This window comes from Acinetobacter vivianii (genome assembly GCF_014635885.1).
GTDB classification, from domain to species: Bacteria; Pseudomonadota; Gammaproteobacteria; order Pseudomonadales; family Moraxellaceae; genus Acinetobacter; species Acinetobacter vivianii.
This window is the reverse complement of sequence record NZ_BMDR01000008.1, coordinates 120,960-147,372: the sequence shown is the minus strand read 5'-3', so window position 1 is coordinate 147,372 and position 26,413 is coordinate 120,960. Positions and strand designations below refer to the sequence as shown.

Annotated in this window: 29 protein-coding genes; 12 read left to right on the top strand and 17 right to left on the bottom strand. The window is 43.9% G+C overall.

The genetic code is table 11. The features are described from left to right. Window positions 1-9: 9 nt before the first annotated feature. From IEV36_RS15800 to def, 3 genes are all read right to left on the bottom strand, one after another. Window positions 10-2,130: a TonB-dependent copper receptor gene (locus tag IEV36_RS15800; RefSeq protein WP_005255660.1), complete on the bottom strand. Its 2,121-nt coding sequence runs from the start codon at window positions 2,128-2,130 to the stop codon at window positions 10-12. Between the two features lie 73 nt (window positions 2,131-2,203). Then, entirely contained in the window at window positions 2,204-2,635 is a 432-nt protein-coding gene (locus tag IEV36_RS15795; protein ID WP_004773211.1) for a DUF2946 family protein, read from the bottom strand. 24 nt (window positions 2,636-2,659) lie between these two features. Further along, entirely contained in the window at window positions 2,660-3,190 is a 531-nt protein-coding gene (gene def / locus IEV36_RS15790) for a peptide deformylase (protein WP_004773212.1), read from the bottom strand. A gap of 123 nt (window positions 3,191-3,313) precedes the next feature. On the opposite strand from def, the gene IEV36_RS15785 reads away from it, so the two are divergent. Genes IEV36_RS15785 through tsaC form a run of 3 tightly spaced genes read left to right on the top strand, consistent with a single transcriptional unit; the run spans window position 3,314 to window position 6,212 of the window. Next, on the top strand, window positions 3,314-4,465 hold the full coding sequence (locus IEV36_RS15785) for a LysM peptidoglycan-binding domain-containing protein (protein WP_004773213.1): 1,152 nt from the start codon (window positions 3,314-3,316) through the stop codon (window positions 4,463-4,465). Window positions 4,466-4,473: 8 nt separating this feature from the next. Next, entirely contained in the window at window positions 4,474-5,604 is a 1,131-nt protein-coding gene (gene dprA / locus IEV36_RS15780; RefSeq protein ID WP_005255661.1) for a DNA-processing protein DprA, read from the top strand. A gap of 38 nt (window positions 5,605-5,642) precedes the next feature. Beyond that, a complete protein-coding gene (tsaC, locus tag IEV36_RS15775) occupies window positions 5,643-6,212 on the top strand; it encodes an L-threonylcarbamoyladenylate synthase type 1 TsaC (RefSeq protein ID WP_005255662.1) in 570 nt (189 codons plus the stop codon). Between the two features lie 397 nt (window positions 6,213-6,609). Here the strand turns inward: tsaC and IEV36_RS15770 are convergent, their stop codons facing one another. Both IEV36_RS15770 and IEV36_RS15765 read right to left on the bottom strand, forming a co-directional pair. Then, window positions 6,610-7,530: a DMT family transporter gene (locus IEV36_RS15770; RefSeq protein WP_005255670.1), complete on the bottom strand. Its 921-nt coding sequence runs from the start codon at window positions 7,528-7,530 to the stop codon at window positions 6,610-6,612. A gap of 103 nt (window positions 7,531-7,633) precedes the next feature. After that, the gene (locus IEV36_RS15765; RefSeq protein WP_171067962.1) at window positions 7,634-8,287 is read right to left on the bottom strand and encodes a TetR/AcrR family transcriptional regulator; all 654 of its coding nucleotides are present in this window, start codon (window positions 8,285-8,287) and stop codon (window positions 7,634-7,636) included. Window positions 8,288-8,423: 136 nt separating this feature from the next. On the opposite strand from IEV36_RS15765, the gene IEV36_RS15760 reads away from it, so the two are divergent. The 5 genes from IEV36_RS15760 to IEV36_RS15740 all read left to right on the top strand — a co-directional run bounded on the left by IEV36_RS15760 (window position 8,424) and on the right by IEV36_RS15740 (window position 13,403). After that, the gene (locus IEV36_RS15760; protein WP_005255673.1) at window positions 8,424-9,644 is read left to right on the top strand and encodes an MFS transporter; all 1,221 of its coding nucleotides are present in this window, start codon (window positions 8,424-8,426) and stop codon (window positions 9,642-9,644) included. A 321-nt stretch (window positions 9,645-9,965) separates the two neighbouring features. Beyond that, entirely contained in the window at window positions 9,966-11,180 is a 1,215-nt protein-coding gene (locus tag IEV36_RS15755) for an MFS transporter (RefSeq protein ID WP_005255675.1), read from the top strand. 16 nt (window positions 11,181-11,196) lie between these two features. Then, window positions 11,197-11,970 carry an AraC family transcriptional regulator gene (locus IEV36_RS15750; protein ID WP_005255676.1) on the top strand — a complete coding sequence of 258 codons (774 nt, stop codon included), beginning with the start codon at window positions 11,197-11,199 and terminating at the stop codon, window positions 11,968-11,970. 117 nt (window positions 11,971-12,087) lie between these two features. Continuing rightward, window positions 12,088-12,633, top strand: a complete 546-nt coding sequence (locus tag IEV36_RS15745; protein WP_005255677.1) for a glutathione peroxidase — start codon at window positions 12,088-12,090, stop codon at window positions 12,631-12,633. Between the two features lie 173 nt (window positions 12,634-12,806). Next, on the top strand, window positions 12,807-13,403 hold the full coding sequence (locus tag IEV36_RS15740) for a PM1805 family lipoprotein (RefSeq protein WP_005255678.1): 597 nt from the start codon (window positions 12,807-12,809) through the stop codon (window positions 13,401-13,403). A gap of 61 nt (window positions 13,404-13,464) precedes the next feature. On the opposite strand, the gene IEV36_RS15735 is transcribed toward IEV36_RS15740, so the two are convergent. From IEV36_RS15735 to IEV36_RS15685, 11 genes are all read right to left on the bottom strand, one after another. Next, on the bottom strand, window positions 13,465-13,950 hold the full coding sequence (locus IEV36_RS15735; protein WP_005255679.1) for a DUF2846 domain-containing protein: 486 nt from the start codon (window positions 13,948-13,950) through the stop codon (window positions 13,465-13,467). Between the two features lie 132 nt (window positions 13,951-14,082). Then, window positions 14,083-14,502, bottom strand: a complete 420-nt coding sequence (locus IEV36_RS15730; RefSeq protein ID WP_005228378.1) for a F0F1 ATP synthase subunit epsilon — start codon at window positions 14,500-14,502, stop codon at window positions 14,083-14,085. 28 nt (window positions 14,503-14,530) lie between these two features. Further along, a complete protein-coding gene (gene atpD / locus IEV36_RS15725; RefSeq protein WP_004656517.1) occupies window positions 14,531-15,925 on the bottom strand; it encodes a F0F1 ATP synthase subunit beta in 1,395 nt (464 codons plus the stop codon). Window positions 15,926-15,955: 30 nt separating this feature from the next. Next, a complete protein-coding gene (atpG, locus tag IEV36_RS15720; RefSeq protein ID WP_004773227.1) occupies window positions 15,956-16,825 on the bottom strand; it encodes a F0F1 ATP synthase subunit gamma in 870 nt (289 codons plus the stop codon). Window positions 16,826-16,902: 77 nt separating this feature from the next. After that, window positions 16,903-18,447, bottom strand: coding sequence for a F0F1 ATP synthase subunit alpha (gene atpA / locus IEV36_RS15715; RefSeq protein WP_004773229.1), 1,545 nt, complete (start codon window positions 18,445-18,447; stop codon window positions 16,903-16,905). A 42-nt stretch (window positions 18,448-18,489) separates the two neighbouring features. Beyond that, window positions 18,490-19,026 carry a F0F1 ATP synthase subunit delta gene (locus IEV36_RS15710; RefSeq protein WP_004773231.1) on the bottom strand — a complete coding sequence of 179 codons (537 nt, stop codon included), beginning with the start codon at window positions 19,024-19,026 and terminating at the stop codon, window positions 18,490-18,492. 11 nt (window positions 19,027-19,037) lie between these two features. Further along, window positions 19,038-19,508: a F0F1 ATP synthase subunit B gene (locus IEV36_RS15705; RefSeq protein WP_004773233.1), complete on the bottom strand. Its 471-nt coding sequence runs from the start codon at window positions 19,506-19,508 to the stop codon at window positions 19,038-19,040. A 39-nt stretch (window positions 19,509-19,547) separates the two neighbouring features. Continuing rightward, entirely contained in the window at window positions 19,548-19,793 is a 246-nt protein-coding gene (gene atpE, locus IEV36_RS15700; RefSeq protein ID WP_000424060.1) for a F0F1 ATP synthase subunit C, read from the bottom strand. A gap of 82 nt (window positions 19,794-19,875) precedes the next feature. Beyond that, window positions 19,876-20,751, bottom strand: a complete 876-nt coding sequence (atpB, locus tag IEV36_RS15695) for a F0F1 ATP synthase subunit A (protein WP_004773235.1) — start codon at window positions 20,749-20,751, stop codon at window positions 19,876-19,878. A gap of 99 nt (window positions 20,752-20,850) precedes the next feature. Further along, window positions 20,851-21,249: an ATP synthase subunit I gene (locus tag IEV36_RS15690; RefSeq protein ID WP_004773236.1), complete on the bottom strand. Its 399-nt coding sequence runs from the start codon at window positions 21,247-21,249 to the stop codon at window positions 20,851-20,853. A gap of 170 nt (window positions 21,250-21,419) precedes the next feature. Next, window positions 21,420-22,259, bottom strand: a complete 840-nt coding sequence (locus tag IEV36_RS15685; protein ID WP_005255680.1) for a metal ABC transporter substrate-binding protein — start codon at window positions 22,257-22,259, stop codon at window positions 21,420-21,422. Window positions 22,260-22,479: 220 nt separating this feature from the next. Here IEV36_RS15685 and IEV36_RS15680 point away from each other — a divergent pair, with 220 nt between their 5' ends. From IEV36_RS15680 to znuB, 3 genes are read left to right on the top strand one after another with little or no spacing between them, the layout of a single operon-like run. Then, window positions 22,480-22,977 (top strand): transcriptional repressor, encoded by a 498-nt coding sequence (locus IEV36_RS15680; protein WP_004773240.1) that lies wholly within the window; start codon window positions 22,480-22,482, stop codon window positions 22,975-22,977. Continuing rightward, window positions 22,950-23,738, top strand: coding sequence for a zinc ABC transporter ATP-binding protein ZnuC (gene znuC, locus IEV36_RS15675; RefSeq protein ID WP_004773242.1), 789 nt, complete (start codon window positions 22,950-22,952; stop codon window positions 23,736-23,738). The genes IEV36_RS15680 and znuC overlap by 28 nt, the downstream gene beginning before the upstream one ends. A 3-nt stretch (window positions 23,739-23,741) precedes the next feature. Next, window positions 23,742-24,551: a zinc ABC transporter permease subunit ZnuB gene (gene znuB, locus IEV36_RS15670; RefSeq protein WP_004773244.1), complete on the top strand. Its 810-nt coding sequence runs from the start codon at window positions 23,742-23,744 to the stop codon at window positions 24,549-24,551. Window positions 24,552-24,558: 7 nt separating this feature from the next. On the opposite strand, the gene IEV36_RS15665 is transcribed toward znuB, so the two are convergent. Next, on the bottom strand, window positions 24,559-25,182 hold the full coding sequence (locus IEV36_RS15665; RefSeq protein ID WP_032863823.1) for a LysE family transporter: 624 nt from the start codon (window positions 25,180-25,182) through the stop codon (window positions 24,559-24,561). Between the two features lie 156 nt (window positions 25,183-25,338). Here IEV36_RS15665 and IEV36_RS15660 point away from each other — a divergent pair, with 156 nt between their 5' ends. Next, complete coding sequence (locus IEV36_RS15660; protein ID WP_005255685.1) at window positions 25,339-26,259, top strand: Dyp-type peroxidase; 921 nt, start codon at window positions 25,339-25,341, stop codon at window positions 26,257-26,259. Window positions 26,260-26,413 lie beyond the last annotated feature (154 nt).

The following is a 26,413-nucleotide window of genomic DNA, read 5'->3' as shown; positions in this document are numbered from 1 at the left end:
TTGCATGGCTTAGAACTTCATGCTCATACGCATCCAGTAGTTGCGTCCAGTATTATTGAACTGCTCTTCACTGGCAAAACCAAAACCTGAACTGCCCGCTTTATTCAGGTGTTCGGTATAAGTTTTATCGAGCAGATTATCGACACCAACTGAAAGATCGACGTCTTTATTCAGACTATAACTACCATTCAATGAAATCGTTGAGAAACCCGCACTTGGTTTAAGGTCATATCCCACGATATTTCCTTGGTGCAAACTCACACGGTTTTGCTGATCGACGACACGCCACAACATACCAAGCGTGTATTTATCAGCAACATAACGTAAATTCACACGACCTTCTAAAGGTGCAATTTGTGGCAACGGCGTATTGTCGCTGGTATTTTTACCCCATGCATACATCGCACTCACGTCTGCCTGAATATGATCGGTAAACTGATACCCGATTCCAGCCTCAGCCCCTGCAATGGTGGCATCAACATTCTTGGCACCTGCGGTAATTCCACCACCTCCATGCCCGCCATGTCCACCTTCATGTAAGTGGCTATGATCGTGATAACTCATCAGAATATAATCATCAATCAGTCCTGCATAAGCAGAAACCCATGAGTTAAATGCACCCTGTTGCTGGGTAAAACCAAGATCTAGCTGTAAGGTTTTTTCTGGACGGACGCCGTTAAAGGTATTGCTCGAACCTGCATTACCATGTTCAGGACTGAATAGCTCCCAATAATCAGGCATACGTTCTACATAACCCAGTCCAACATAGCTATTGAGGCCATGCTCGACATTTTGATTTTCCAAACGGACAAATGTACTTGGTAAGGTTTTTTCAAGCTGGGTATTGAATCCTTTGGCCTTAGAGTCAGCACGCTCATCATCAACCTTAACCTGATCGACACGAGCGCCTGTTACAATCTTGCTCTGCGGATTCAACTGATAAGTTAACTCACCAAAAGCGCCATAAGACTGGAAGCGCATATCCTGACGGAATGGAACATTCATAGATGGCATGATCGGTGATGACATGCTGCCACCATGTTTATTGAACTGAGAATCCACTCCCGTGATTAAGCTCCACTGATCCCATTCAGAGGTCATCGCCAAACGTGAGTTCAAAGTACGGCGCGTCACTTGCATTGCCATTGGGTTTGGCATCAGCATGCTGTGATCACCATGCTGCATTTCAACCATGGGCGGTGTGCGCAAACTATAGTTATCCATAATATGGTCGTTGTAGCTATAGTTCACCTGACCTTCAATTTTCTTGATCACATCGGTGACATTTTTCTTTTCAAAGCGCAGGCCTAAACTCTCACGTGCGAATTGGGCACCATCCATACCACGACCCGCATATTCAGCCTCGCCATCAGCCTTGCCACCCGTCAATTCCAACCAGGTATTTTCGTCAGGTGTCCAGCCTAAAGCAACGTCTGCATTCCAGCGTTCCCATGAAGAAGGCACGGTTTTACCGTCACCATCCTGATAGCTATTCGACTCAGAACGATTGGCATTCAAACGGATATATTTTTTCTCGTCCCCCACCGCGGCTTCAACATTTTGGTCTAAACGCCCAAATGAACCCCACAGTACACTTGCTTGGCCACGATAAGGTTTAGCTTGGGTTAACTTCTCTGGTTGACGTTCAAAAATCACGGTTGCAGCAGAACCTGTATTGGCATATTGAACCGTTTGTGGGCCTTTAATCACCGAAATACGATCATAGCTTTCGGGTGAAATATACGAGGTCGGTGCATCCATACGGCTCGGACATGCCCCCAGATTTTCCGTACCATCGGTCAGAATTTTGATACGTGAACCAAACATGCCACGGAAAGTCACGTCACTATTGGTACCGCCACTCTGTATCGCATTAAAGCCCATAATACTTTGTAAATAATCTGCCCCATCCGTTGCTGGGATTGGCTGAATCGGCTGTTTTGGATCGGCTTGTACCACCAAACCATTGCTCTCATTTGGTTGTTGGGCGGTTACCACAATCGGCGCAAGCGAAACATGAGCATGTTCAGCTGCGGATGAGTCGGCAGGATTTGCCCAAACCGTTACCGTATTTGAGGCAGCAAGGATCGCAACCGTGAGCGGTTGTAATAAAAATTTAGGTTGAGCCATGATAGGTCTCTCTTAAAACATAAGTAAAACTAGGCTAGAGTTTTGAAAACCCTAATGAAAATGACGTTTTAATTTATGCAAAGAGTGGCGGGGCTCGCCCTTGGGGCAACAGAAATAACCGTTGTAGTGCAAAATAAACATGCTTAAACGCTTGCTGATAAGCAACTAAACGGATTTGAATCCGAACCAGCACTTCTTTCACACCAAATTCAGGCGGCAGGACCAGATTGGCATAGACCGTACAGTACTGACATTGGTGATTAGGATCATGATGGTCATGATGCGGCATCGAAACCTGAGCATGCTCAAGCTGATGTTCATGAGGATGTTGTGCCGAATGGCTCTGGGTACTTTGTAGTTTAGGTAACAGGAGCGCTTGGGTGATGGTTTCACACACAGGCGCAATCTGATATTGCTTCGGAAGGAGCGGCTGCAAGAAAACCGCAATCTGTAAACAGACCGCGGTTAAAGCCAGCAACAACCCACAACGAAACAAGGACAACATCTGTTAATTCATCGTCGTTACAGTTTAGCGTTTAACTGCAACTTTCTCTTTATCGCGTTGGCGCACCACTTTTTCCACTTTTTCACGTGCACGCTGACGTTTTAAAGGCGATAAATAATCGACAAAAAGTTTGCCATTTAAGTGATCCATTTCATGTTGGATACAAACAGCGAGAAGTTCGTCAGCTTCTAACTCAAATGCTTGACCTTCAAGGTTAATTGCCTCGATTTTTACGCGTGACGGACGCTCAACTTTGTCGTATATTTGAGGCACAGAGAGACAGCCTTCTTCATAAGGCTGAGTATCTTCGGTCAGTGGAATGACTTTGGGGTTAATGAACACCATCGGTTGGTTTTTCTCTTCCGAGATGTCCATAACAATAAGCTGAATATGATGATCAACCTGAGTTGCCGCCAAACCGATACCTGGTGCTTCATACATGGTTTCAAACATATCTGCTGCAAGCTGACGAATTTCATCAGTGACTTCTTCGACTGGCTTGGCAATGGTACGAAGGCGGGGATCAGGAAAACTTAAAATAGGTAATAAGGCCATACTGTCGTCCTCACTTATGCCATTGATCAAAAAACCAACTGAAGGGAATGCTTGATCAAAAAAATTGTGTGTAAAGTCGTTATTATAGCGCAACTACACACATAATTTTTAGGAATTATGATAATGAAAAAGGTTTTAAACGGCATACCATCATTTCATGCCTTGGGGTTAAAAAAACAACTGATTGCAGCTGCAATTTGTGCAGGATTGGGGATGAGTGTCAATTTTGCGCATGCAGCCAGCCCGAATGTTAGCCCACCTGCGGTGAAAGTAGGTGCTCCGCATGTCTATGTGGTGAAAAAAGGCGATACGCTCTGGGATATCTCGGGTAAATTTTTAAAGAAGCCATGGCGCTGGCCTGAAATCTGGGCAAGCAACAAGCATGTCAAAAATCCACACTGGATTTATCCAGGGGATCGCCTATTACTCTGTAGCCTGAACGGTAAGCCATTGATTGGTAAAGATGAAGGTGATGGCTGTGACGGTATTATTCGTCGCTATACAGGCAATACGTCTACTCTGCGCCCGCAAGTCCGTGTTGAAGCATTGAACAATAGCGTGCCTGTTATTCCATTGACACATATTCAGCAATGGTTAGAGCGCACTTCTGTGCTGCCAGCAGACGCGATTGCCAATACACCTTATATTCTAGGCACTGCCGATAACCGTGTTATGGCAGGTAAAGGCCAAAGTGTTTATGTGCGTGGCCAAGGCCTTGAAAATGGCCAGCGCTACGGCGTATTCCGTGAAGGTGAACCCTATGTAGTACTGGATCAGAATGGTAAAAAACAGAATCTTGGAGTTGAACTGACGCAAGTTGCCTCTGGTGTGGCGATTCGTAGTGAAAATGACATCACCACGGTTGAACTGACCGATAGCTATAATGGGGAAGTACGTCGTGGCGACCGTGTCATGGCTGAACAGGATGCCATGCTTCCGACCCTGTTCTATCCAACTGACGCCAATCAGGTCAAAGATGGTGGTAAAATTATCCGTGTGATGGGTTCCATCGGTACAGCCGCAAAAAATGGGGTCGTAACCGTAGATCGTGGAACGGTTGATGGTGTTGAGGTCGGTCAGGTATTTAGTATCTATCAAGATGGTGAAACTGTTCGTGACCCAAAAACCAAAGAACAAGTGAAACTACCTGGACAATATTTGGGTAGTGTCATGATCTTCAAGAGTTTTGACCGTATCAGCTATGCCTATGTACTCGAAAGCGAGTTACCAATTAAGCTTGGCTCAGATATCAAACCACCACGTCTTGACGATTAAGGCCTAAGATGTTGAATCAATTATCGCCTCATCACTACCATACTGTGCTGGTGTGGTACTTGGTTCAACATTCGCTTTCCAGCTTCCAAAAGATCCAGCAGCATTTCGGTAGCTGTGAACAGGCCACACAAAGTCATCGTTTTTCAGAATGGTCTCAACTTGGCCTGCATGCCAATCATTTAAAACGTTTAGCGGAATTCCAGACAGCACAAGGCCAGCAACAGTTTGAACAACTGGTTCAACTGATTAGCCGCTATAGTGACTTTATTTTAACGCCCGAAGATATTGGCTATCCGACGCAACTGCTGCCTTATACAGATCGTCCACCGATTCTGTTCGGACAAGGTCAGGCGCAAGCGCTGTTACAACCTCAAATTGCCATGGTCGGCAGTCGAAAACCGAGTCCTCACGGGCGACAAGTTGCCTATGATTTTGCTTACTATTTAAGTGAAAAAGGTTTCTATATTAGTAGCGGCTTGGCTCATGGCATTGATCAGGCAGCCCATCAAGGTGGTCTGGTTCATCAGCGTACTATCGCAGTGACAGGTACAGGACTAGACACCGTCTACCCTGCCCAGCATAAACAACTGGCACAACAAATTACCCAGTCAGGCGCAGTAGTGACTGAATTTCTACCCACGACCATGCCTTTACAACAACATTTCCCTCGGCGAAACCGTATTGTCAGTGGTTTAAGTCTGGGTGTATTGGTGGTCGAAGCTGCACTTAAAAGCGGTTCATTAATTACTGCCAATGAAGCTGCCAGTCAGGGAAAAATGGTATTTGCCATTCCTGGACATATTTATAGTGAACATCATCAGGGCTGTCATCAGTTGATCCGCGAAGGTGCGATTCTGGTGGATCATCCTGAACAGGTGATTGAAGATCTGGCTTTACCTACACAATGGCAAGCCCAGCAACAACCAGCAACAGATATTGTCTCTGCACCGCCAACGCTACCCGCTCATTTAATTGAGCTCTATCAGGTTTTAGACTGGGTTGGACAAGATCTGGATCAACTGGCGCAACGCTATGCTGCGCCTATTGCTGAATTAACGGCCCAATTAATGGAACTGGAATTACTCGGTTTAAGCATGCAACAGGCAGGTCGCTATTTACGTTGCCGCCCAATGCATTAAACTAGTCACCTCTCCCTCTGCTATTGTATTGACCTCGCATGATCACCTCTTCTATTTCTGAAGCAGCACAACTTTTAAAACAAGGACAGGTTCTGGCTTACCCAACCGAGGCGGTCTGGGGTTTGGGCTGTGATCCCTATAATGAACAGGCTTTTCAGGAGATTCTGGAAATCAAACATCGTCCCGTTGAAAAAGGCGTCATTTTATTAGCAGGTCATTTAGATCAGGTAGCACATTTACTACAAGGTTTAAGTAACGACATTCGTCAGCAAGTGATCCGCAGCTGGTCAAATCGCCAGCCAACTGAACGGGCCACAACATGGCTATTACCAGCTGATAAACACATTCCAACATGGATCAAAGGTCAGCATCCTCTGGTGGCGGTGCGTGTAACCACCCATCCTTTATGCGTACAACTGTGCCAACATTTTAATGGATTTATTGTCTCGACCAGTGCCAATCCAGCAGGCCAGACACCTGCTCATAGTGTGGCAGATGCTCAAGCATATTTTGGCGACGCATTACATTATCTAGAAGGCGATCTAGGATTGAGTCGGGAGCCGAGTCGTATCCTCAATGCACTGACAGGTGAAATTGTTCGGGCTTGATGATTTAGGTGAATAGCGGACAAAAAAAAGCTCAGTTATATAGGGATAACTGAGCATAAAAAGGATGTGTATAATCACATCCAGAGGGTTCATCAATTCGGTAAGCAACTTATTCATTCTAAAATGAATCATTTTGCTGTGGCTGGTATTATGAGCCAATCATTTCATTTATACAAATATATTATTTATCTAACAAAAAATGTGAAAAGCGTACCTTTTTTGTCACTTCAACCTTTTTAATAAAATTATATTTTTATTTTTATTCAGCTTTTTTTGAGCCTAAACCTTCACTATCTTAAAAAATATAGTTGCAAATCAGATAGAAAGGAGAATCATTCAAAAAATAAATCGGTGCGTTTGTCTATTTTTTAAACAAACACACCTATGGCTTTCATCTTTATGAGGCAGACTCTGCCAATTTGACTGGTGCTTTAAGGGTTTTCTTTTGTGCCATGATGATCCCCACCAGAATCATGACACCACCAATGGTATGGTAAATAGTCCAGTGTTCCGATAACCACAGACTAGCAATAATCGCGGTGAATACTGGCATCAAGTTCATGAAAATACTGGTACGGTTTGGTCCAATCGCTTGCACGGCGACCATCCATAACAATGGTGCAATCAATGACGGGAACATCCCTGCATAAAGCACACTGGCCGCATTTTCAGCATTGATCCCATCCAGCCCCAACCACAATAAGAATGGCAAGTGATAAATCAGGGCAAATGCAATCTGCACATATAAACTGGTCATCAATGGCAACTGAACTTGCCATTTTTTCAGGAACACACCATAGAAGGCATAGAATCCCACGGCCAATACCATGACCGCATCGCCCCAATGACCGCCCTGCTCAAACAGGCTAGAAATACGCCCCTGACTCATGACATAAATCAAGCCAGCAAAAGACAATAAACTCCCGAAAATGGCATAGCGATTCGGTGCATCTTTTAAAATAATGTAAGAGATGAAAATGGTAAAAATAGGCACAAAGGCATTTACGATTCCCATATTCGTCGCGGTGGTATAGTGCGCTGCGGTATAAGACAGCCCTTGATACAACACCATCCCAAATGCACTGAGTACCGCCAGTTTAGGAATGAACGGACGAATTAGAGCACGTTGCTTCCAGACTTTTGGCAACATAAAAGGGGTCAAGATCAGGAAGGCAACAAACCAGCGATAAAAGCTGATACTGACTGGGGAAATATAGTCTGCCACATAGCGAGTTACCGCAATATTGAGTGACCAAATCAACACGGCAATCAAAGGCAATACAAATGCCCATTTTTGGTATTTCGTTAACTGACCCATCATTTTCTCACAATATCTCAGCAATGGATGTATTGTGGAAGATGTCCAAAATAATTGAAATATCGTATTTCAGACATTTATATCGCGCTTACGACATCCCTGCCTAGAACAGCTCCCAAGCGCGCATGGCATGTTCCACAACTTTATGCAGTTGCTGAACCGTTGCGCCATCTCGAGCCTGAATGGTTAAACCTTGTACCACGGTGGCATAGAAGTCTGTCATTTCCTGTAAAGGAGCAGTTGCTGCCAGATCACCGTTCGCCACGCCCTGCTCTAAACGTTCAAACAGTTTCTGCTTGGTTTGCAAACGTTTTTCCAGAATATTATGTTGCACCGCCTGCGCATTATCCGAGCAGTTCATGGTTGCCACCACCAGCATACAGCCTGCTGGTTTATTGGGTTGCGCCAAACGTTTGACGTTGTCATATAGATACAGCTCAAAGGCAACTTTGGCAGTTTTGGCTTCTAAGAAAATAGGGACAATTGGACATGCTTCATGTGCCAGATAATAATCGATGCATTTATAAAACAGTCCGGCTTTATCACCAAAACTACTGTATAGACTCGGTGCAGTCAGTTCCAAAGCCTGAGTCAAATCACTGATCGACGTCGCTTCATAGCCATTCGCCCAGAACAGCAACATGGCTTTTTCCAGTGCCTGCTGTTCATCAAAACACTTCGGACGACCACGCTTCTTTTTTAAGCTGTCATCACAGGGTGCTACTGTTGGCTCATGTGCATTTGTCATAACTGTCACAAATATTTCATAACGATCACTATTAAATTAATTGACGCACGCACTTTAATCAACTATTTTATTTTATATCGATCGTTATAAAAACGAATGTTTTTTCAATTTTATTGTTATCTGTATAACAATAAAGGGAATTATTATGGAAAACTCCACGCCCGCTGAGCTAACTGCACTTGAATCTAATCCATCTCAAGGTAACTGGTTTGCCTTACTGTCTGTCACCTTTAGCGCTTTTGCCTTAGTCACTGGCGAATTCCTTGCCATTGGTGTACTCAATGACATCGCGCGTGACTTTCAAATCTCAGTCGGAACAGCAGGTCTCACCGTTTCTTTAACTGCAATCGTGGGCATGTTTGCTGCGGTCCTGATTCCGATCTCAGCCAAAACAATGGATCGGCGTTCGCTTTTATTAATGCTCACCCTGTTAATGATCATTGCCAATCTGCTCACCGCATTTGCACCTAATTTCATGATTTTATTGTTCGGACGAATCATTTTAGGCGTTGCAGTTGGAGGATTCTGGGCAACTGCTGTTGCATTAAGTGGTCGTCTGGCCCCCCCTCATTTACCCATTGCCAAAGCGACTGCATGGGTGGCTTTCGGGGTGACCTTAGCCAGCGTGTTAGGCGTCCCAATGGGCACATGGCTGGCTCAATATAATGGCTGGCAAACCTCTTTCACGGCGATTTCGCTTATGGGCATCTTGCTTTTGATCTTCCAGTACCTGTATCTACCTCAATTAAAGCCCTCTTCATCTTTGCGCTGGAAAGAGCTGCCAATCTTGGTACAACATCCTGCCGCCCGCAAAGGTCTGATCATTTTTCTATTCATGGGGTTCGCCCACTTTGCAGCTTATAGCTACTTTTCTGCCTTCTTTAAACATCAGGTCGATTTTTCCGATAGCCTGATCAGCCGTTTACTGTTGGTCTACGGGATTGCAGGAATTTTTGGTAATGTTTTTGCAGGCTACCTCGGTCAGATCAATATCCGTTATACCTTTGCAGTGAGTGGTGTTGCGTTCTTGCTTGCATTTTTAGCTCTTCCGCTAGTCGGGGCAAATGTCATGCTTGCCATTGTATTAACAGCTTTATGGGGCTTCGCCTACGGGATTATTCCAACTGCTGTGAATATCTGGATGTTTACGCATGCACCCGAAGCGGTTGAAAAAGGTATGCCAATGGTGACATTGACCTTTTTAATCCTGATTGCGCTGGGCAGCATGTTCGGTGGCATTATCGTTGACCATTTTGATGGCTCAATCTTATTCTTCGCGATGCTTCCGCTGGTGCTTTGTTCACTTATCCTGATCTTTACACTGGCACGCGGCTTAAATAATCCTAAAGTCACTTATAAAAATTAGTCTTTAGCCTACAGATCAAACAGGAGATTAAACGACTTCTGTTTGCTCTGTGAGAAAAATCCAGAAATTTGCTTTTCCTCTTATACAGTTCGCCCACTCCCATGATTCAGGGCGACTGTATTTTTCTTGAACAATCGCCTGCGTACCCATGATGACAGCTCATGCATAATTCTTATAAATGCCACATATATTTTTATAATGACCATTATAAAATTAATTGACGTCTCTCTTTTTATTCTTTATTTTATTTCATAGTGATCGTTATAAAATAAAACTTCATCTTTAGCTTTTGTCCTTGTGCTGACACCTCAGGAAAATCCCATGCAACAATCTACATCTTCAGACGTACGACCCACGCAAACCACACAAGGAAGTTGGTATGCCATTTTAGCGGTTGCCATCGCAGCCTTTGCACTGGTCACCAGTGAATTTTTACCTGTCGGCGTGCTCAACAGTGTTGCAGCCGACCTGAATATCTCAGTGGGCACAGCAGGCTTAATCATTACCCTGCCAGGGGTGATGGCTGCAATTGCAGCGCCGCTCTTGCCCGTTTCCGTGAAACAGCTTGATCGACGCTATGTATTGATCTTGCTGACCGCAATTATGGTGATTGCCAATACCATTACCGCCTTTGCAGAAAGCTTTAATGTTCTGTTATTGAGCCGTTTGGTATTAGGCATTTCGATTGGTGGTTTCTGGGCGACTGCGATTGCCTTGAGTGGCAAACTGGCACCGCCTCATTTACCCATCGCTAAAGCAACCGCCATCGTCATGGCAGGTGTGACCTTTGCCACTGTACTCGGTGTTCCGATCGGAACCTGGCTTAGCGAGTTTTACGGGTGGCGCAGTGCATTTGGTATTACCGCTGGCATTGGCTTGATTGTCTTGGTGGTACAACTGATTTTCTTGCCTGAACTAAAACCTGATTCAGCCATTCATATTCGCGATCTACCAGCGTTATTACGTACCCCCAAAGCACGTAGCGGTATGTTAATCGTCTTGCTCATCGGTCTCGCCCATTTCTGTGCATATAGCTATCTGGCACCATTCTTTAAAAATATTGCAGGATTCAACGGCACCACCATCAGTTCCCTGTTATTGCTCTATGGGATTGCAGGTATTTTCGGCAATGCATTTGCAGGCTATAGTGGTAATCTGAATGTACGCTATACCCTCGCCTTTGTCGGGATCTGTTTTGTGATTGTGTTCTTTGGCTTCCCGATCTTTGCGATTCATGAGTTTGGCGCGATTGTATTAACCGCACTCTGGGGCTTTGCCTTCGGCGCATTTCCAACCTCTGCCAATATCTGGATGTTTGTGCATGCACCGCATGCGGTAGAAAAAGGCATGCCTTTGTTCGTCGGCATGTTTCAGGTCATGATTGCAACTGGTTCATTACTTGGCGGTTATGTGGTTGATCATTTCAATGAAAACATCCTGATTTATGGCGTTATCAGCTTTGTGGCTTTGGCATTGATTAGCATCTTCACTTTAGCCAAAGGCTTGAATAACCCTAAAATGACGTGCGAAAACTAAAAGTGAGCCTCCCCGAATGAAGCATAACCTTGCTGAACAATTTCCCTTGCTACGCGATATAGAAATCCATGAATTTCTATATCAAAAGGATGATATTGTCAGCCCGCATTCTTCGCTCTGGGGGGATTTTAATTTCAGTTTGAACGGAACTTTAGAGTTTGATATTGAAGGGCAATATTACCTCTCGCCTCCCAGCTATGGACTGTGGCTGCCGCCTCGCACTGAGCACCAGTCACTTCCTGTTGAGCATGAAATCCACTATATCTGTATTCGATTACATCCGCGGCTCGGCGCATTTTTAGGCGAAGTTTGCCGTTGTTTTAGTATTGAACCTTTTTTCCGCGCGCTGGTCATTCATATTCTGGAACAGCAAAAACAGGCGGCAGCACCTGAGTATCTCGAACACCTGTTTCAGGTTTTATATGATCAACTGAAACAGGCACCCGCTTATTCGCATTATCTCCCGCAAAGCACGCATCCCGTTCTTTCTCCAATTCTGGAACAGCTTGCAGACCCAGATTTATTTCATCTCAGCCTACAGAAAGTCTTACAAAATTTTCCGGTCAGTGAGCGTCATGTGTTACGTCTCAGCCAGCAAGAACTGCAATTGTCTCTATCTGAATGGCGTAATCGGGCCAAAATCATTTTTGCCATCAATCAAATTCGGCAAGGCATGACCATAAAGCAACTGGCATTTACACTGGGTTATCATCATAGCTCCAGCTTTATTGAATTCTTTAAACGCTATACTGGACAAACACCAATCCAGCTTAAAAATGCGGCAAGCTAAACAAATCCTTGGTTTTGCTTATTATTTGTATGTATTGCAAACAAGAGGATTGCACTCAGCCTCAATAGCAGTTAAAACAAACAGGTCTTGTCACAACAACAAATTAGGACGTATCCCATGAGCCAGTCGGTTTATCACATCCCTGTTAAGGACATCAAAGGTCAGGATGTCGATCTTGATCAATATCAAGGCAAAGTGCTTTTGATCGTAAACGTTGCATCTAAATGTGGCTTAACCCCACAATACGAAGGCTTAGAGAAACTGTATCAAGCCAAGAAAGATCAAGGTCTGGAAATCCTCGGCTTCCCTGCCAACAACTTTTTGGAACAGGAACCAGGCAGCAACGATGAAATTCAACAATTCTGTTCACTGAATTATGACGTGCATTTTCCGCTATTCGCCAAGATCTCGGTTGCGGGTGATGATAAACATGCTTTATATGAGACATTGACTCAGGCAATTCCTGAGCGTACAGGTGAAGGCCCTTGGTGGAAAGATCTGGTTGATTACGGCTTAACACCAAACAACCCACCTGAAGTGTTATGGAATTTTGAAAAATTCCTCATCAATAAGAACGGTGAAGTGGTTGCCCGTTTTGCACCTGATATTACAGCAGATGATGAGCGCATTGTCAGCGCGATTGAAGCCGAGTTAGCAAAATAAGCATTAGAAATGTAGAGAAAAGAATAGCTTATCTATTCTTTTCTTTTAAACTCCTAGACAGTTCCTTCTACCATTTTCCTACATCAAACTGTTGCTGAATTGCAAAAATCACTTTTTTCTCCACATTTTCTCATTATAGTGACGCTCTTCTCATAATCTGGTGCAGTTCAGCCATGATGGAACATTTCTCTATCAAAGCCATTCTCTCAGTAACCACCTTGGTTAGTCTCTTAACGCTGGCAGGTTGCGATCAGGTTCCTCATGACAATGAGCAAGCTGAGCAAAACACTGAGATTGAACAATCAATAACAACCTTTGAAGATACAGAACGTGAAGCAAGCATTACTCAGGACACTCAAAACCTGAGCAAAGGCAATATGCTGAATATCGCCCGCGATATTGCCAAGTTGCAAATTGAAACTGATGACTATGTAACGCTACTCAAGCAATCACAAAGCAATCTTGAACAAGCCATTCAAGATAAGAATGTCCAGAAATTACAGCATACAACAGGTGATTTAAACCAAGAGCTACATGGCTTGCATGATGCTTTATTATCGTTAAATTTAAGAAGCAATGAAGTGGATCAGATCCGCCAAAACTTATTAACTGCAAATCAAAAACTGTTAAATATGCCGTTATTGCATGGTCAAACTGATCTTTCAAAAATTGATTTTGTCAAGATTGAAAAGCAATTCAACACCATTCAAATGGATATGGTGAAACTGGCAACCTTGGTGCTCGGCAATAAAGATGATTCAAACGCTTAAAGTCCGTTTATTTTAATTTTCGATTCCATATAAAAAAGCCACCTGACGGTGGCTTTATTTTTTACTTTTTCTCGAGTGTAATCGTTGGTTTACTGCATTTACCAGATTGTGCAAGTTTATATTCACTTACTGCTTTTTTCCCAGTTTCATCATCAACCTGTTTCACATTCGCACCACCAACAAATGCACCCATTTTGATCGATTGTTGAACAAAGTAATTTTTACCTGGTTCTGTTTTAAGTACCAAATGGTTAGGTGAAAATTCTGATTCAGTCGAGATTGTATGCTCTTGATTTCCTAAAACTTCCTTTAAGAAAAATGTGCCACGAGCAGTTTCACCTAAACATTCCCCATCTACCCATACATCTTTCTTGAGTGCCGCACCCACAACACTATTTGAACGATAAACATAAATTGCGGCATTACCCTCAGAAGGAGCTGCAAGTTTCTTGGCTTGTTCGTTCAGTTGATTATTCGCTGGTGGTACCGATGCACACCCCACAAAAGCCACAGCAATGAACAATGGAAGACTTTTTATCATTTTCATGATGATTTTTACTCTTTGGTTTAATAATTCTAAATATGCTTGGTAATTTATAGAAAATTTATAATTATTCAAGATATCTAAATAAAAAAAGCCACCTGACGGTGGCTTTTTTTAATCTCGAACCTGCAATAATTAAAGTGCGCGGTTTTTGATTTTACGAATCGTTTCAAGCTGAGCTGCAGTTTCTGCAAGCGAAGCAAGTGCAGCAGCAGAATCCAAATCACTCTTTTGGTTGGCTAACAATTGTTCAGCTTGTTTACGAGCTTCCATAATTGCAGCTTCATCCAAATTGTCAGCGCGAATTGCAGTATCTGCAAGCACGGTCACAACGTGAGGTTGAACTTCTAACACACCGCCTGATACATAAACGATTTCTTCTGTACCATTTTCCAACTGAACACGAATCGGGCCTGGTTGGAGCAAAGTTACGAGTGGCGCATGTCCTGGTAAAATACCAAGCTCACCGCCCGCACCTTTTGCGATTAACATCGTAACTTGTCCAGAGTAAATCGACTCTTTAACACTTACAACATCACATTGCATAGTCGCCATGAGAATCTCCTTAAATTAGAGTTGCTAATTAAAGTTTCTCGGCTTTAGCAATCACTTCGTCAATACCACCAACCATATAGAACGCTTGTTCTGGGATGTGATCGTATTCACCAGCTAATAGACCTTTAAAGCCACGAATCGTTTCTTTAAGTGGTACTAATTTACCAGGTGCACCAGTAAAGACTTCAGCTACGTGGAACGGTTGAGAGAAGAAACGTTGGATTTTACGCGCACGGTAAACAACCAATTTATCTTCTTCAGCTAACTCGTCCATACCCAAGATTGCGATGATGTCTTTAAGCTCTTTATAACGTTGCAATACGTTCTGTACAGAACGTGCAATTTCATAATGCTCAGCACCAACCACTAATGGGTCTAACTGACGTGAAGTTGAGTCAAGTGGATCGATCGCTGGATAAATACCAGAAGATGCGATGTCACGGCTCAATACAACTGTAGCATCCAAGTGAGCAAACGTTGTTGCAGGCGATGGATCTGTTAAGTCATCGGCAGGTACGTATACTGCTTGGATCGATGTGATCGAACCAGATTTAGTAGACGTAATACGCTCTTGAAGAACACCCATTTCTTCTGCAAGTGTCGGTTGGTAACCTACTGCAGATGGCATACGACCTAACAATGCTGATACTTCAGTACCCGCAAGTGTATAACGGTAGATGTTGTCGACGAATAATAATACGTCACGACCTTTACCATTTTCGTCTTTTTGATCACGGAAGTATTCAGCCATAGTCAAACCAGTTAACGCTACGCGTAAACGGTTACCTGGTGGCTCGTTCATCTGACCGTAGACCATTGCTACTTTATCAAGAACGTTAGAATCTTTCATTTCGTGATAGAAGTCGTTACCTTCACGAGTACGCTCACCAACACCAGCAAACACAGATAAACCTGAGTGAGCTTTCGCGATGTTGTTGATCAACTCCATCATGTTAACGGTTTTACCAACACCGGCACCACCGAACAGACCAACTTTACCACCTTTCGCGAACGGGCAAAGTAAGTCGATGACTTTAATACCAGTTTCTAAAAGGTCAGTCGAAGCTGCTTGTTCAGCATAAGAAGGTGCTTGACGGTGAATCGGCAAACGCTCTTCAGTCGCTACAGGACCTGCTTCATCGATAGGGCGACCCAATACGTCCATGATACGACCAAGTGTCGCTGGACCTACTGGAACAGAAATCGGTGCATTTGTGCTAGTTACATTAAGGCCACGTTTAAGACCTTCTGTAGAACCCATTGCGATGGTACGAACAACACCATCGCCAAGCTGTTGCTGAACTTCTAAAGTAGTTTCAGTACCGTCAACTTGGAGAGCGTCATAGATCTTAGGAACGCTATTGCGCTCAAACTCGACGTCGATAACCGCGCCGATGATCTGAATGATACGACCGCTACTCATTGCTGTCTCCTCAATTCAAACTTAATAATGTTAAACGGCAGCGGCACCGCCAACGATCTCGGAAATTTCCTGAGTAATCGCGGCTTGACGCAGCTTGTTGTAAATGAGTTGTAGGTCTTTAATCAGTTGTCCTGCGTTGTCTGTCGCTGCTTTCATCGCGACCATACGAGCTGACTGCTCACATGCAACGTTTTCAATCACACCTTGATAAACCATAGACTCGATATAGCGAACCAACAAACCATTTAACAATTCTTCTGCTTCTGGTTCGTAGATATAGTCCCAACCATAAGTACGGTTGAGGTCATCGCCTTCTTCTGCCGGTGCTAAAGGAACAAGTTGTTCTACTTTAGGCTGCTGAGTCATTGCATTGATGAAGCCATTTGAAACGAGATAGATACGATCTAGTTCGCCTTTATCAAATGCATCAAGCATTACTTGTACTGAGCCTGTTAACTGTTCCAAACTCGGCGCATCGCCAAGTTGGGTCGTTGCACCAAGCACTTTACCGCCGTAATTCTTAAAAAACGAAACCGCTTTTTGACCAATCAAAGCAAATTCAACTTCAATTGACTGCTGTTGTTGTGCTTTGACATGCTGCACAACTTTCTTGAACAAGTTAATGTTCAAGCCACCCGCCAAGCCACGATCTGAAGACACAACGATATAGCCAACGCGCTTAACTGGGCGTTCAACCATATAACGATGTTTGTATTCAGGGTTTGCTTGTACCAAGTGAGCAATTACACGGCGCATATTATCGGCATACGGACGGCCCTGAGCCATGCGCTCTTGCGCACGACGCATTTTCGAAGCAGCTACCATTTGCATCGCGCGAGTAATCTTTTGCGTGCTCTTGATACTAGCTACTTTGGCGCGAATTTCTTTTAAATTTGCCATACGCTTAACCTAGTATTCGAAAGCTCTTTCGAGCTTCCGAAGGTTGATCCGTGAACCAAACTTAACTAAAGATAAACTTAGTAAGTTTGAGTCGCTTTGAAGCTCTCAATACCTGATTTGATTGCTGCTTCGATGTCTTTGTTGTAATCACCAGTTTCATCGATCTGTTGCATTAACGCAGCATATTCAGAACGGAAGTAAGAGATTAACGCAGCATCAAAGTCTACGATTTTCTTCACTTCTACGTCAGCCATATAGCCTTCGTTAGATGCATAAACAGATACAGCCTGGTCAGCGATTGAGTAAGGAGCATATTGTTTTTGCTTCATTAACTCAGTTACACGTTGACCATGCTCAAGTTGCTTACGAGTCGCTTCATCAAGGTCAGAAGCAAACTGAGCAAACGCAGCCAATTCACGGTATTGCGCTAGAGCGGTACGGATACCACCAGACAATTTTTTGATGATCTTAGTTTGCGCAGAACCACCAACACGAGATACAGAGATACCCGCGTTCACAGCAGGACGAATACCTGCGTTGAATAATGATGTTTCTAAGAAGATCTGACCGTCAGTAATCGAAATTACGTTCGTTGGTACGAATGCAGATACGTCACCAGCTTGAGTTTCAATGATCGGTAATGCAGTTAAAGAACCAGTTTGACCAGTTACTGCACCGTTCGTGAATTTCTCAACATAATCAGCTGAAACGCGCGAAGCACGTTCAAGAAGACGCGAGTGAAGATAGAATACGTCACCTGGATACGCTTCACGACCTGGTGGACGACGTAAAAGTAATGAAATTTGACGGTAAGCAACAGCTTGCTTAGACAAATCATCATAAATGATTAACGCGTCTTCACCACGATCACGGAAGTATTCACCCATTGTACAGCCAGAGTACGGAGCTAAATACTGCATTGCTGCAGGATCAGCGGCCGCAGCTGCGACAACAGTTGTATACGCCATAGCGCCAGTTTCTTCTAGCTTGCGTACAACGTTTGCAATTGTTGATTGTTTTTGACCAATCGCAACGTATACACATTTAATGCCAGAATTTTTCTGAGCGATGATCGCATCGATCGCCATTGCTGTTTTACCAGTTTGACGGTCACCAATAATCAACTCACGCTGACCACGACCTACAGGGATCATGGTATCAACTGATTTATAACCAGTTTGAACAGGTTCGTCGACAGACTGACGCCAAATTACACCTGGTGCTACTTTTTCAACAGCATCAGTAAGTTTTGCATCAATAGGGCCTTTACCATCAATCGGGTTACCCAAAGCATCTACTACACGGCCAAGAAGTTCAGGACCAACCGGAACTTCTAATACACGACCTGTACAACGAGCTTTTTGACCTTCTTGAAGGCTTAGGTAGTTACCTAAAACAACGGCACCCACTGAATCCTGTTCTAGGTTCAGTGCCATACCAAATAAGCCGCCGTCGAATTCGATCATTTCACCGTACATTGCATCCGCAAGACCGTGAATACGCACGATACCGTCAGATACCATGACGATGGTACCTTCATTCTTAGCGGTCGCGCTGGTGTCCAGATCGCCGATACGCTGTTTAATGAGCGCACTGATCTCGGATGGATTCAGTTGTTGCATTGCGCTATTCCTCAATCTTTTTTAAGTTCAGTCTTTTTGCTGTTAGGCAAGAAGACGAGTCCGCATTTTTTCAAGCTTGTTAAGCGCAGAGTCATCTATCACTTGGTCGCCTGCACGAATCACAACACCTGCGATTAACGCTGGATTAACGTTGACAGTAACCTGAACGGTTCTGTTAAAACGTTTTTCAAGCGCATGAGCCAAAATGTGCTCTTGTGTCGCATCCATTGGGAAAGCAGATTCAATCTCTACTTCCAACGTGTTGTTGTTCTGCGATTTAAGTAATTCGTATTCTGCAGCGATTTCAGGCAATAAAACCAAACGATCGTTATCCGCAAGCAATGTCAAAAAGTTAGACACTGATTGTGATTGATCTTCACCTAAAACCTTTGCAAAAAGACCTACTTGTTCCGCAGGAGTCAGCTCAGGGCGATTTAAATAAGCGGAAAATGCTTCGTCTTGCACCGCAGCACCGAGCAGTTGTAACGCATTTGACCAAGCGTCAGTTGCATTCTGCTCAGATGCATAAGCAAATGCTGCTTTGGCGTACGGGCGTGCTAACGTCAAGAGTTCAGCCATATTCGCCTCGCTTAAAGTTTAGCAGCCAGCTGATTCAGCATGGCATTATGAGCTTCTGCGTCAACTTGTTGGTTCAGAATTTTTTCTGCGCCAGCAACTGCCAAAGCAGCAACTTGTTGACGTAATTCTTCGCGAGCAGAATTGATGTCTTGATCAACAGTTTCTTTCGCCTGTTGACGAATACGCTCACCTTCAGCAGATGCCTGGGTACGCGCTTCTTCGACCAATTGTGCTGCACGACGGTTCGCTTGTTCGATCAATTGAGCCGCTTGTGCTTTTGCTGCGTCTAATTCTGCCTTAACTTGTGCTTGCGCATCAGCAAGGTCAGCTTTTGCTTTTTCAGCAGCATTTAAGCCATCAGCGATTTTACGCTGACGCTCACTAATCGCATTGATTAGTGGTGGCCAAACAAACTTCATGCAGAATGCGACAAAAAACGCAAATGCAATCGCTTGGCCAATCAATGTGAGGTTGATATTCATTTCGCTATTCCTCAATATGTGGATTTAGGAATTAAGCTATTAACCTACAAATGGATTAGCGAAGATGAAGAACAAGCCAATACCAACACCGATCATAGGCACAGCATCAAGAAGACCCGCAATTAAGAACATACGAGTTTGAAGTTGTGGAGCCAATTCTGGTTGACGAGCAACAGCTTCTAAGAAGCGACCACCTAAAAGACCGAAACCAATCGCAGTACCTAAAGCACCGAAAGCGATCAAGATAGCAGATGCAATTGCAACTAGACCTAAAGTGAGTTCCATGAAAAATTCCTCAGAGGTTAGGTTATTACCAAATTAAACTAAAATTTAAGCCCAACCATCAGGTGACAGTTAGGCAATACCATTAATGCTTTTCGCTTGCCATGCTCAAGTAAACGATGGTCAGCATCATAAAGATAAATGCTTGCAGCGTGATTACGAGAATGTGGAAGATAGCCCAAGGCACAGATAACGCCCACTGGATCCAGAACGGCAATAATGCGATCAAGATGAAGATCAACTCACCCGCATACATGTTACCGAACAGTCGTAGAGCCAACGAAACTGGACGAGCAAGGAAAGTTACTAATTCCAAAACTAAGTTCACTGGAATCAATAACGCTTTTGCAAATTTGTTACTTGGGTTGAATGGGTTAAGTGCCAATTCACCGACGAAACCGCCGATCCCTTTCTCACGAATACTGTAGAACAAGATCAAGGCAAATACTGACAAAGACATACCTAAAGTAATGTTAGGGTCAGTAGATGGAACAATCTTGAAATACACGTGGTGAGGGTCCATACCAAACACACTTGCACCAATTTGTTGAGCTAGATACGGAACCCAGTCAACAGGGATTAAGTCCATTAAGTTCATGAGGAAAATCCACACGAAAATGGTTAATGCCAATGGCGCAATTAAGCGTGATTTGCCGTGGAAAGTATCACGAACACTTGAGTCAACAAACTCGATAATCATTTCGATTGCTGACTGGAATTTCGTTGGAACACCTGCGTTAGCAGCTTTCGCAACGATCCAGAACATCAAACAGAAAATCACACCAAGTCCGATAGACCAACCCATTGAATCCAAGTGAATTGCAGTGAACCCCATCGATTGAGCTTCTTCAGCAGTCTCAGCCAATTTCCATGTACCGTCAGGCATTTTGCCATAGGTCATATTGGTCAAGTGATGCTTGATATACTCGGTCGAAGTCAGGGCATGTTCTTCAGCAGCCATAAATCACACCTGGTCAATGTCAATCATTAAAAAGAAGAGAAACGAATCGTGCGGATGGCAATGATTCCGCTTCTACTTCCAAAAATCTTAAAATGTGTCTTAAACTCGTTTTTGTAGACGTGCCACCCAAAATGGCGCGACCCACGACATCGCTTGTACGAGAATAAATCCACAAAACAATGCAACCGGTGACAGCGGTTTAACATTGCTCAAAATTAATATAAAACCCACGATCACAATCGCAAACTTACCGAGCATCCCTCGGTACATATTCAGCATGACTTGTTTTGATGCTCTTGCGCCTGCCGTTCTAAACGACTGCCAAGCAAAATAACAATGTGCCAACCAACATACCAAAGCCCCAAGCGCAGCACTCAAAGCAGCAGTTGTGTCTTTCATTGCCCATGCCAGTAAAGCGGCAACGGGAATCATACATGCTTGTAAGAAGACCAAAGCTTTTGCTAATCGTCGGTCAATCATGCGACTAGTTTGGCTCATTTTTTACCCACTTACAGCAGAACTGCTTGACAAGTTTTAATCATGATCGTTTCGAATCGCAGGCATTATAGAGTTACACCCCTGAACATGCAATCTTTTCTCGACTTAAGTCTGGTTTTTTCGTTACCATATTTTTTGACGCTAGAGTCAATTGATTTTTATTTTTTTCATCAATTTTGTGCACTTATTACGCACTTATCAGTTTTTGAAGCCAATTTTTTCCACGCTGTTACAAAATCGTCTTCCCCACGCATGCTTTCATCGACGGATTGGAAAACTACTGGGTTCATTTTTTGGTACTGACTCGAACTTGCTGTCGTTTCGGCCAATAAGCACATTTTATTCTGCGGACGATTGTCTCTTAAGTACTTAATTTGCGCTGCTGTCGGTGCAATATGTGGATCATCGGTCAAAGCGCCCGCAAATTTTAGATTTAATGCTCTTTCCAGATACTGATAGGCATCGTGATAAGACCAGTAGTTTTTCGCCTTGCTTGAGCTTTCATATTGTTGTGATGCCTGCAGCATTTGTTGTGAGAATGCTTTGGCATTGGCAAGATATTTGGCTTTATTTTCTGGATGTTGTTGTGAACGTAAAGTTGCAATAAAGAACGCAATACGTACGGCATTATTTGGTTCTAACCAGACATGGCTATCCACTGTGTTCGCCAAAGATGCACCACGCAGGTTACGCTGTGGCAAGACGGTTAAAATACCAGAGTCTAATAGCGCAATCGCTTTACGGTTCTGATTCAACATCTTTTCGAGGGGCGCTTCATGCGACTTGCCTAACCAGATAACGAGAGAAGCATCCTGAATCGCTTTACGGTGTGCAGGTGTTAGTTGTACATCATGACCACTTTGGTCTTTCAATAAAAGAACAGGTTCTTCCACCCCTTCCGTGACTTCTTTCGCAATCAGGTAAATTGGATGTGTTGAAACCACCAAGCTTTGTGTCCAGCCCCATGTGCTTAACATTGAAAACAAGACGAGAACAATTAGGCGGGACATCACAATATTACTCAATTTGGCGAAGCATGTTATAATATAACAAAAGTTGCAAAATACCTATGTCTATTTTCAGATTTGCCGCACTATCCGTCGTGCGCTTCACTTATATAGATAGTTATCATAAATTGCATGTTATGATAGCAGGGCTATTGAGACATCAGCGAGCCATTCTATGCCAGTGAAGAATCAATAGACTCTACAAAAACAATGAGGTCAATCTATGAGTTCTTGTTCACATGAACATGACAATGCTTTACATGGTGTTCACGGTCATCACGATATTAAAGCGCGACTTGCTGAAGCAGAAATTTTATGTACTGCGACTGGCGCACGCCTAACACCTTTACGCAAAGAAGTCCTTGAACTCATTTTGAATGCCTCTGCACCAATGGGTGCTTATGACTTGCTAGCTAAAATAAAAGGTCAGGCAGATCGACCTGCTGCGCCACCCACGGTGTACCGCACTTTAGATTTCTTATTAGAAAAAGGTCTGATTCACCGCTTAACATCTATTAATGCCTATATTCCATGTTGTCACCCACGTGAAGGACATCAGGCTGCATTTTTGATTTGCACTGAATGTCATTCTGTAAAAGAAGCCTCCGCTCAGGGACTGATCCAACAACTTGATCAACTTGCTGCCTCAGACCAGTTTTCTGCTCAACATAGCATTATTGAAATTTCTGGAAAATGTCATCAGTGCAGCACACTTCAATAAGCACTCCACTTATTCAACTGGAGGGTATCTCGGTTCGACTTGATGAACGGGATATTTTGAGAAATGTCGATTTTTCGCTACAAGCAAAAGAGATTGTGACGCTGATCGGTCCCAATGGTGCAGGTAAATCAACTTTAATTAAAGTCCTGCTCGGGATCATGTCACCGACTAAAGGCAAAATACATTTCTCAAAAAAATTAAAGCTGGCTTACGTACCACAGAAGTTTAATCCTTCTGCCAGCCTACCCTTACGTGTACAAGACTTACTGGATCTGGAAGTTTGCGAAGCATCGCTTCGTGCAGAAATCATTCGCGATACGGGCATCCAGAAGTTACAGTCATCTAAAGTACAGCAACTGTCTGGTGGCGAACGGCAACGGGTTTTACTTGCGAGAGCCTTATTACGTCAGCCAGATATTCTGGTGCTGGATGAACCCATGCAAGGTCTGGACATCCAGTCCGAAGCAGAACTATACGAATATGTACGTAGCCTGCCAGAACGTTATGGCTGTGCCGTATTGATGGTCTCGCATGATTTGCAATGGGTCATGCAAGGGACTCATCGTGTCGTCTGTCTGAACAAACATATTTGCTGTAGTGGTTTACCGGAAAGTATCCAGCAACATCCTGAATATCAGGCCATTTTTGGTACACAACGGATGTTCTATCAGCATCATCACAACCACTGCGGTCACAGTGATCATGCCGAGCCTTGCACCCATGATCCACGCCCACATATTCACCCTGAGCCGAAGGTCTAAGCCATGATGGAATGGTTACAACTCCTCTTACCTGCTTGGATCATGGGTTCACTGCTGGTTTTCCTGACTGCACCACTCGGTTGCCTGATGCTTTGGCGCAGAATGTCTTTCTTTGCCGATACCATGGCACATGGCACCCTGCTCGGCGTTGCGATTGCAGGAATCCTCAATTTACCGTTCTGGTTAGGCGTCGCCTGTCTGGCATTATTACTGGTGGCGATTCTCTGGGTATTACACGACTCGCGCTTACCGAATGATGCATTGCTGGCTTTAAGCTCTGCCACCCTGCTCTGTTCTGGCCTACTGTTGATTCAACAGGTACCAAGCTTGCGTCCAGAGTTGCTTAGCTATTTGTTTGGTGATCTGCTCAGCATTGAATGGACTGATTTACCTATGTTTGCGGTCGTCATTGCGGCAGCATTGATCGTACTCTATCGTTCATGGTCAGCGCAGATTCAAATTGCCATTGATCCAGATATTGCCATGAGTGAAGGCGTCAGCGCCAACTGGCAACGTTTAATCTTTATGTTGCTACTGGCATTATTTACGGTGTTGGCATTACGTGCGGTGGGTTCATTATTGATGGGTGCCTTGCTGGTGATTCCAGCGCTGAGCGCTCGCCTACTGGCCCATTCTCCAAAACAAATGGTGATCTGGGCCTTTGTACTGGCTCAATTCGGTGTGACGGTCGGTCTCTGGTCGAGTGCGGCGCTCAATATTTCGACGGGCTTAAGCATTGTTTTATGTATGGCACTCTGCTTTGCCACTATTTTCCTCGTACAAAAATTAAAAAGCCAAGCTCAATCTGCCTAATCGGCTATTAGCTTGACTGTTGAATCGCACTTAATAACAGTGCTGCGCCACTAAACATCACAGCAAAACCACGATTTAAATACTTTTGCTGTGAGGGTGAGCGCAACAGCCTGAGTACTTTCGATGCCAGTCCTGTATATCCCGCCATCACAATCAGATCAATGATCACCATCGTGATCGCCATAATCAGGTATTGCAGCCACTGTGGTCGGCTCAGATCCAGAAACTGAGGCAAAACAGCAAGCAAAAAGACAATCGCTTTCGGATTACTCATATTCACCACAAAGCCTTTCAAGATTAAGGCGAAAGCAGATTGATATTGTTCCTGCTGAATCTCAATCGTTTGAACAGGTGCAGTCCACTGCTTATAGGCCAGATAAATCAGATAAGCGACACCAAACCATTTCACCGCCTGAAAAGCCCACGGCGTTGTCGCAAACAGCACCCCTACCCCTGCGGCCACGATCAAGAATTGAATCATCAATGCGATCTGTAAGCCAATCACATTCCAGTAACCATGCCGAAAACCATAATTGAGACCACTCGACATAGATGCAATTGCGCCTGCGCCTGGCGAGATGCTAATCACCCAACACGCCAACATAAAAGCAAACCAAACCTGCAAAGACATAAGCACAGCATCAAAACGAAAAGGTGAATTATACTGTTTTATTGACAAGTTACGATGCTTTTTTAGGCAACAAAATTGCATAAATAAGCTACTCAGCTCTCCTAACATCAGGCACAATAATTCTTTTTTTATCCCTTAAACACTAAGGAGATTTTAATGACTGCGCAATCTGTCATTCTTCCATTACCTTCTGATCATGCACGCTTTATTGTGTTACGTTTAAAAGACTTAAACATTGCTGAATTAAAACAACAGATTGAAGCTCTACTTTCAACGCGCGATCGTTTAATCACTCAACATCCCAATGACCAGATCAAAACGGCTATCGCCTTCGGTCCTGAACTTTGGGCAAAACTTTATGCACAAACACCTGAAGGGTTCAAGCAACTTGACCCTCAAAGTGGGGCATTTAACATGCCAGTAGTGCCAGCTGATGTCTTTATCCATATTGCCAGTGCGCGTGCAGATATCTGCTTTGCCATGAGTCAGGCCTTCTTTACTGGCATTCAGGATAAAGTTGAAGTACTGGATGAGCGTGCCTGCTTCCGTTTCTTCGACGGTCGTGACATGACAGGCTTTATTGATGGAACAGAGAATCCACAATTCCCTGATGATCGTGCTGAGGCGGCTTTACTTCCTGAAGAAGCGGGTGCTTTTGCAGATGGCAGTTTTATCTTTGCTCAGCGCTATACGCATGACCTAGTCAAATGGCGCCAGCTCAAAGTGGATGCGCAAGAACATGTATTTGGTCGTACCAAACTTGAATCGATTGAACTCGATGATGACGTAAAACCAGAAAACTCACATGTCGCGCGTACAGTCGTTGAAGATGATGAAGGCGAAGAAATGGAAATCTTGCGTCACAGCCTACCTTATGGAGATGGTAAAGGCGAACAAGGACTTTTCTTTGTGGCTTATACCAACAATTTAAGCATCATTGATGAAATGCTTAAGCGCATGTTTGGAACAGCTGGAGATGGCATCCATGACCGCTTATTGCATTTTACCACTGCAATCGATGGTGCTTATTATTTTGCGCCAAGCGATGAATTGCTGGAACAGGTTTTAGAAGATTAAAAAATCGAAAGATGCTATGTTATTCAATAATATAGCATCTATTCTGCAACTACAAAAACAAGAACTGACAAAAGATTTACCGGAATATGTGAATTCCAGCTAAATCACTCTCCCCTTAAGCCTGCAAAGTTTGCTATATTTGACGTTTTTCCGC

Coding starts and splice junctions, on each gene's coding strand:
- tsaC (WP_005255662.1), top strand. CDS start 5,643: ATGATCACCTCTTCTATTTCTGAAGCAGCACAACTTTTAAAACAAGGA.
- IEV36_RS15800 (WP_005255660.1), bottom strand. CDS start 2,130: ATGGCTCAACCTAAATTTTTATTACAACCGCTCACGGTTGCGATCCTT.
- IEV36_RS15770 (WP_005255670.1), bottom strand. CDS start 7,530: ATGGGTCAGTTAACGAAATACCAAAAATGGGCATTTGTATTGCCTTTG.
- IEV36_RS15685 (WP_005255680.1), bottom strand. CDS start 22,259: ATGTCCCGCCTAATTGTTCTCGTCTTGTTTTCAATGTTAAGCACATGG.
- znuB (WP_004773244.1), top strand. CDS start 23,742: ATGATGGAATGGTTACAACTCCTCTTACCTGCTTGGATCATGGGTTCA.
- atpB (WP_004773235.1), bottom strand. CDS start 20,751: ATGGCTGCTGAAGAACATGCCCTGACTTCGACCGAGTATATCAAGCAT.
- IEV36_RS15660 (WP_005255685.1), top strand. CDS start 25,339: ATGACTGCGCAATCTGTCATTCTTCCATTACCTTCTGATCATGCACGC.
- dprA (WP_005255661.1), top strand. CDS start 4,474: ATGTTGAATCAATTATCGCCTCATCACTACCATACTGTGCTGGTGTGG.
- IEV36_RS15665 (WP_032863823.1), bottom strand. CDS start 25,182: ATGTCTTTGCAGGTTTGGTTTGCTTTTATGTTGGCGTGTTGGGTGATT.
- IEV36_RS15795 (WP_004773211.1), bottom strand. CDS start 2,635: ATGTTGTCCTTGTTTCGTTGTGGGTTGTTGCTGGCTTTAACCGCGGTC.
- IEV36_RS15750 (WP_005255676.1), top strand. CDS start 11,197: ATGAAGCATAACCTTGCTGAACAATTTCCCTTGCTACGCGATATAGAA.
- IEV36_RS15705 (WP_004773233.1), bottom strand. CDS start 19,508: ATGAATATCAACCTCACATTGATTGGCCAAGCGATTGCATTTGCGTTT.
- atpE (WP_000424060.1), bottom strand. CDS start 19,793: ATGGAACTCACTTTAGGTCTAGTTGCAATTGCATCTGCTATCTTGATC.
- atpD (WP_004656517.1), bottom strand. CDS start 15,925: ATGAGTAGCGGTCGTATCATTCAGATCATCGGCGCGGTTATCGACGTC.
- atpG (WP_004773227.1), bottom strand. CDS start 16,825: ATGGCAAATTTAAAAGAAATTCGCGCCAAAGTAGCTAGTATCAAGAGC.
- IEV36_RS15680 (WP_004773240.1), top strand. CDS start 22,480: ATGAGTTCTTGTTCACATGAACATGACAATGCTTTACATGGTGTTCAC.
- IEV36_RS15755 (WP_005255675.1), top strand. CDS start 9,966: ATGCAACAATCTACATCTTCAGACGTACGACCCACGCAAACCACACAA.
- IEV36_RS15735 (WP_005255679.1), bottom strand. CDS start 13,950: ATGAAAATGATAAAAAGTCTTCCATTGTTCATTGCTGTGGCTTTTGTG.
- def (WP_004773212.1), bottom strand. CDS start 3,190: ATGGCCTTATTACCTATTTTAAGTTTTCCTGATCCCCGCCTTCGTACC.
- IEV36_RS15745 (WP_005255677.1), top strand. CDS start 12,088: ATGAGCCAGTCGGTTTATCACATCCCTGTTAAGGACATCAAAGGTCAG.
- IEV36_RS15690 (WP_004773236.1), bottom strand. CDS start 21,249: ATGAGCCAAACTAGTCGCATGATTGACCGACGATTAGCAAAAGCTTTG.
- IEV36_RS15710 (WP_004773231.1), bottom strand. CDS start 19,026: ATGGCTGAACTCTTGACGTTAGCACGCCCGTACGCCAAAGCAGCATTT.
- IEV36_RS15730 (WP_005228378.1), bottom strand. CDS start 14,502: ATGGCGACTATGCAATGTGATGTTGTAAGTGTTAAAGAGTCGATTTAC.
- IEV36_RS15740 (WP_005255678.1), top strand. CDS start 12,807: ATGATGGAACATTTCTCTATCAAAGCCATTCTCTCAGTAACCACCTTG.
- atpA (WP_004773229.1), bottom strand. CDS start 18,447: ATGCAACAACTGAATCCATCCGAGATCAGTGCGCTCATTAAACAGCGT.
- IEV36_RS15760 (WP_005255673.1), top strand. CDS start 8,424: ATGGAAAACTCCACGCCCGCTGAGCTAACTGCACTTGAATCTAATCCA.
- znuC (WP_004773242.1), top strand. CDS start 22,950: ATGTCATCAGTGCAGCACACTTCAATAAGCACTCCACTTATTCAACTG.
- IEV36_RS15785 (WP_004773213.1), top strand. CDS start 3,314: ATGAAAAAGGTTTTAAACGGCATACCATCATTTCATGCCTTGGGGTTA.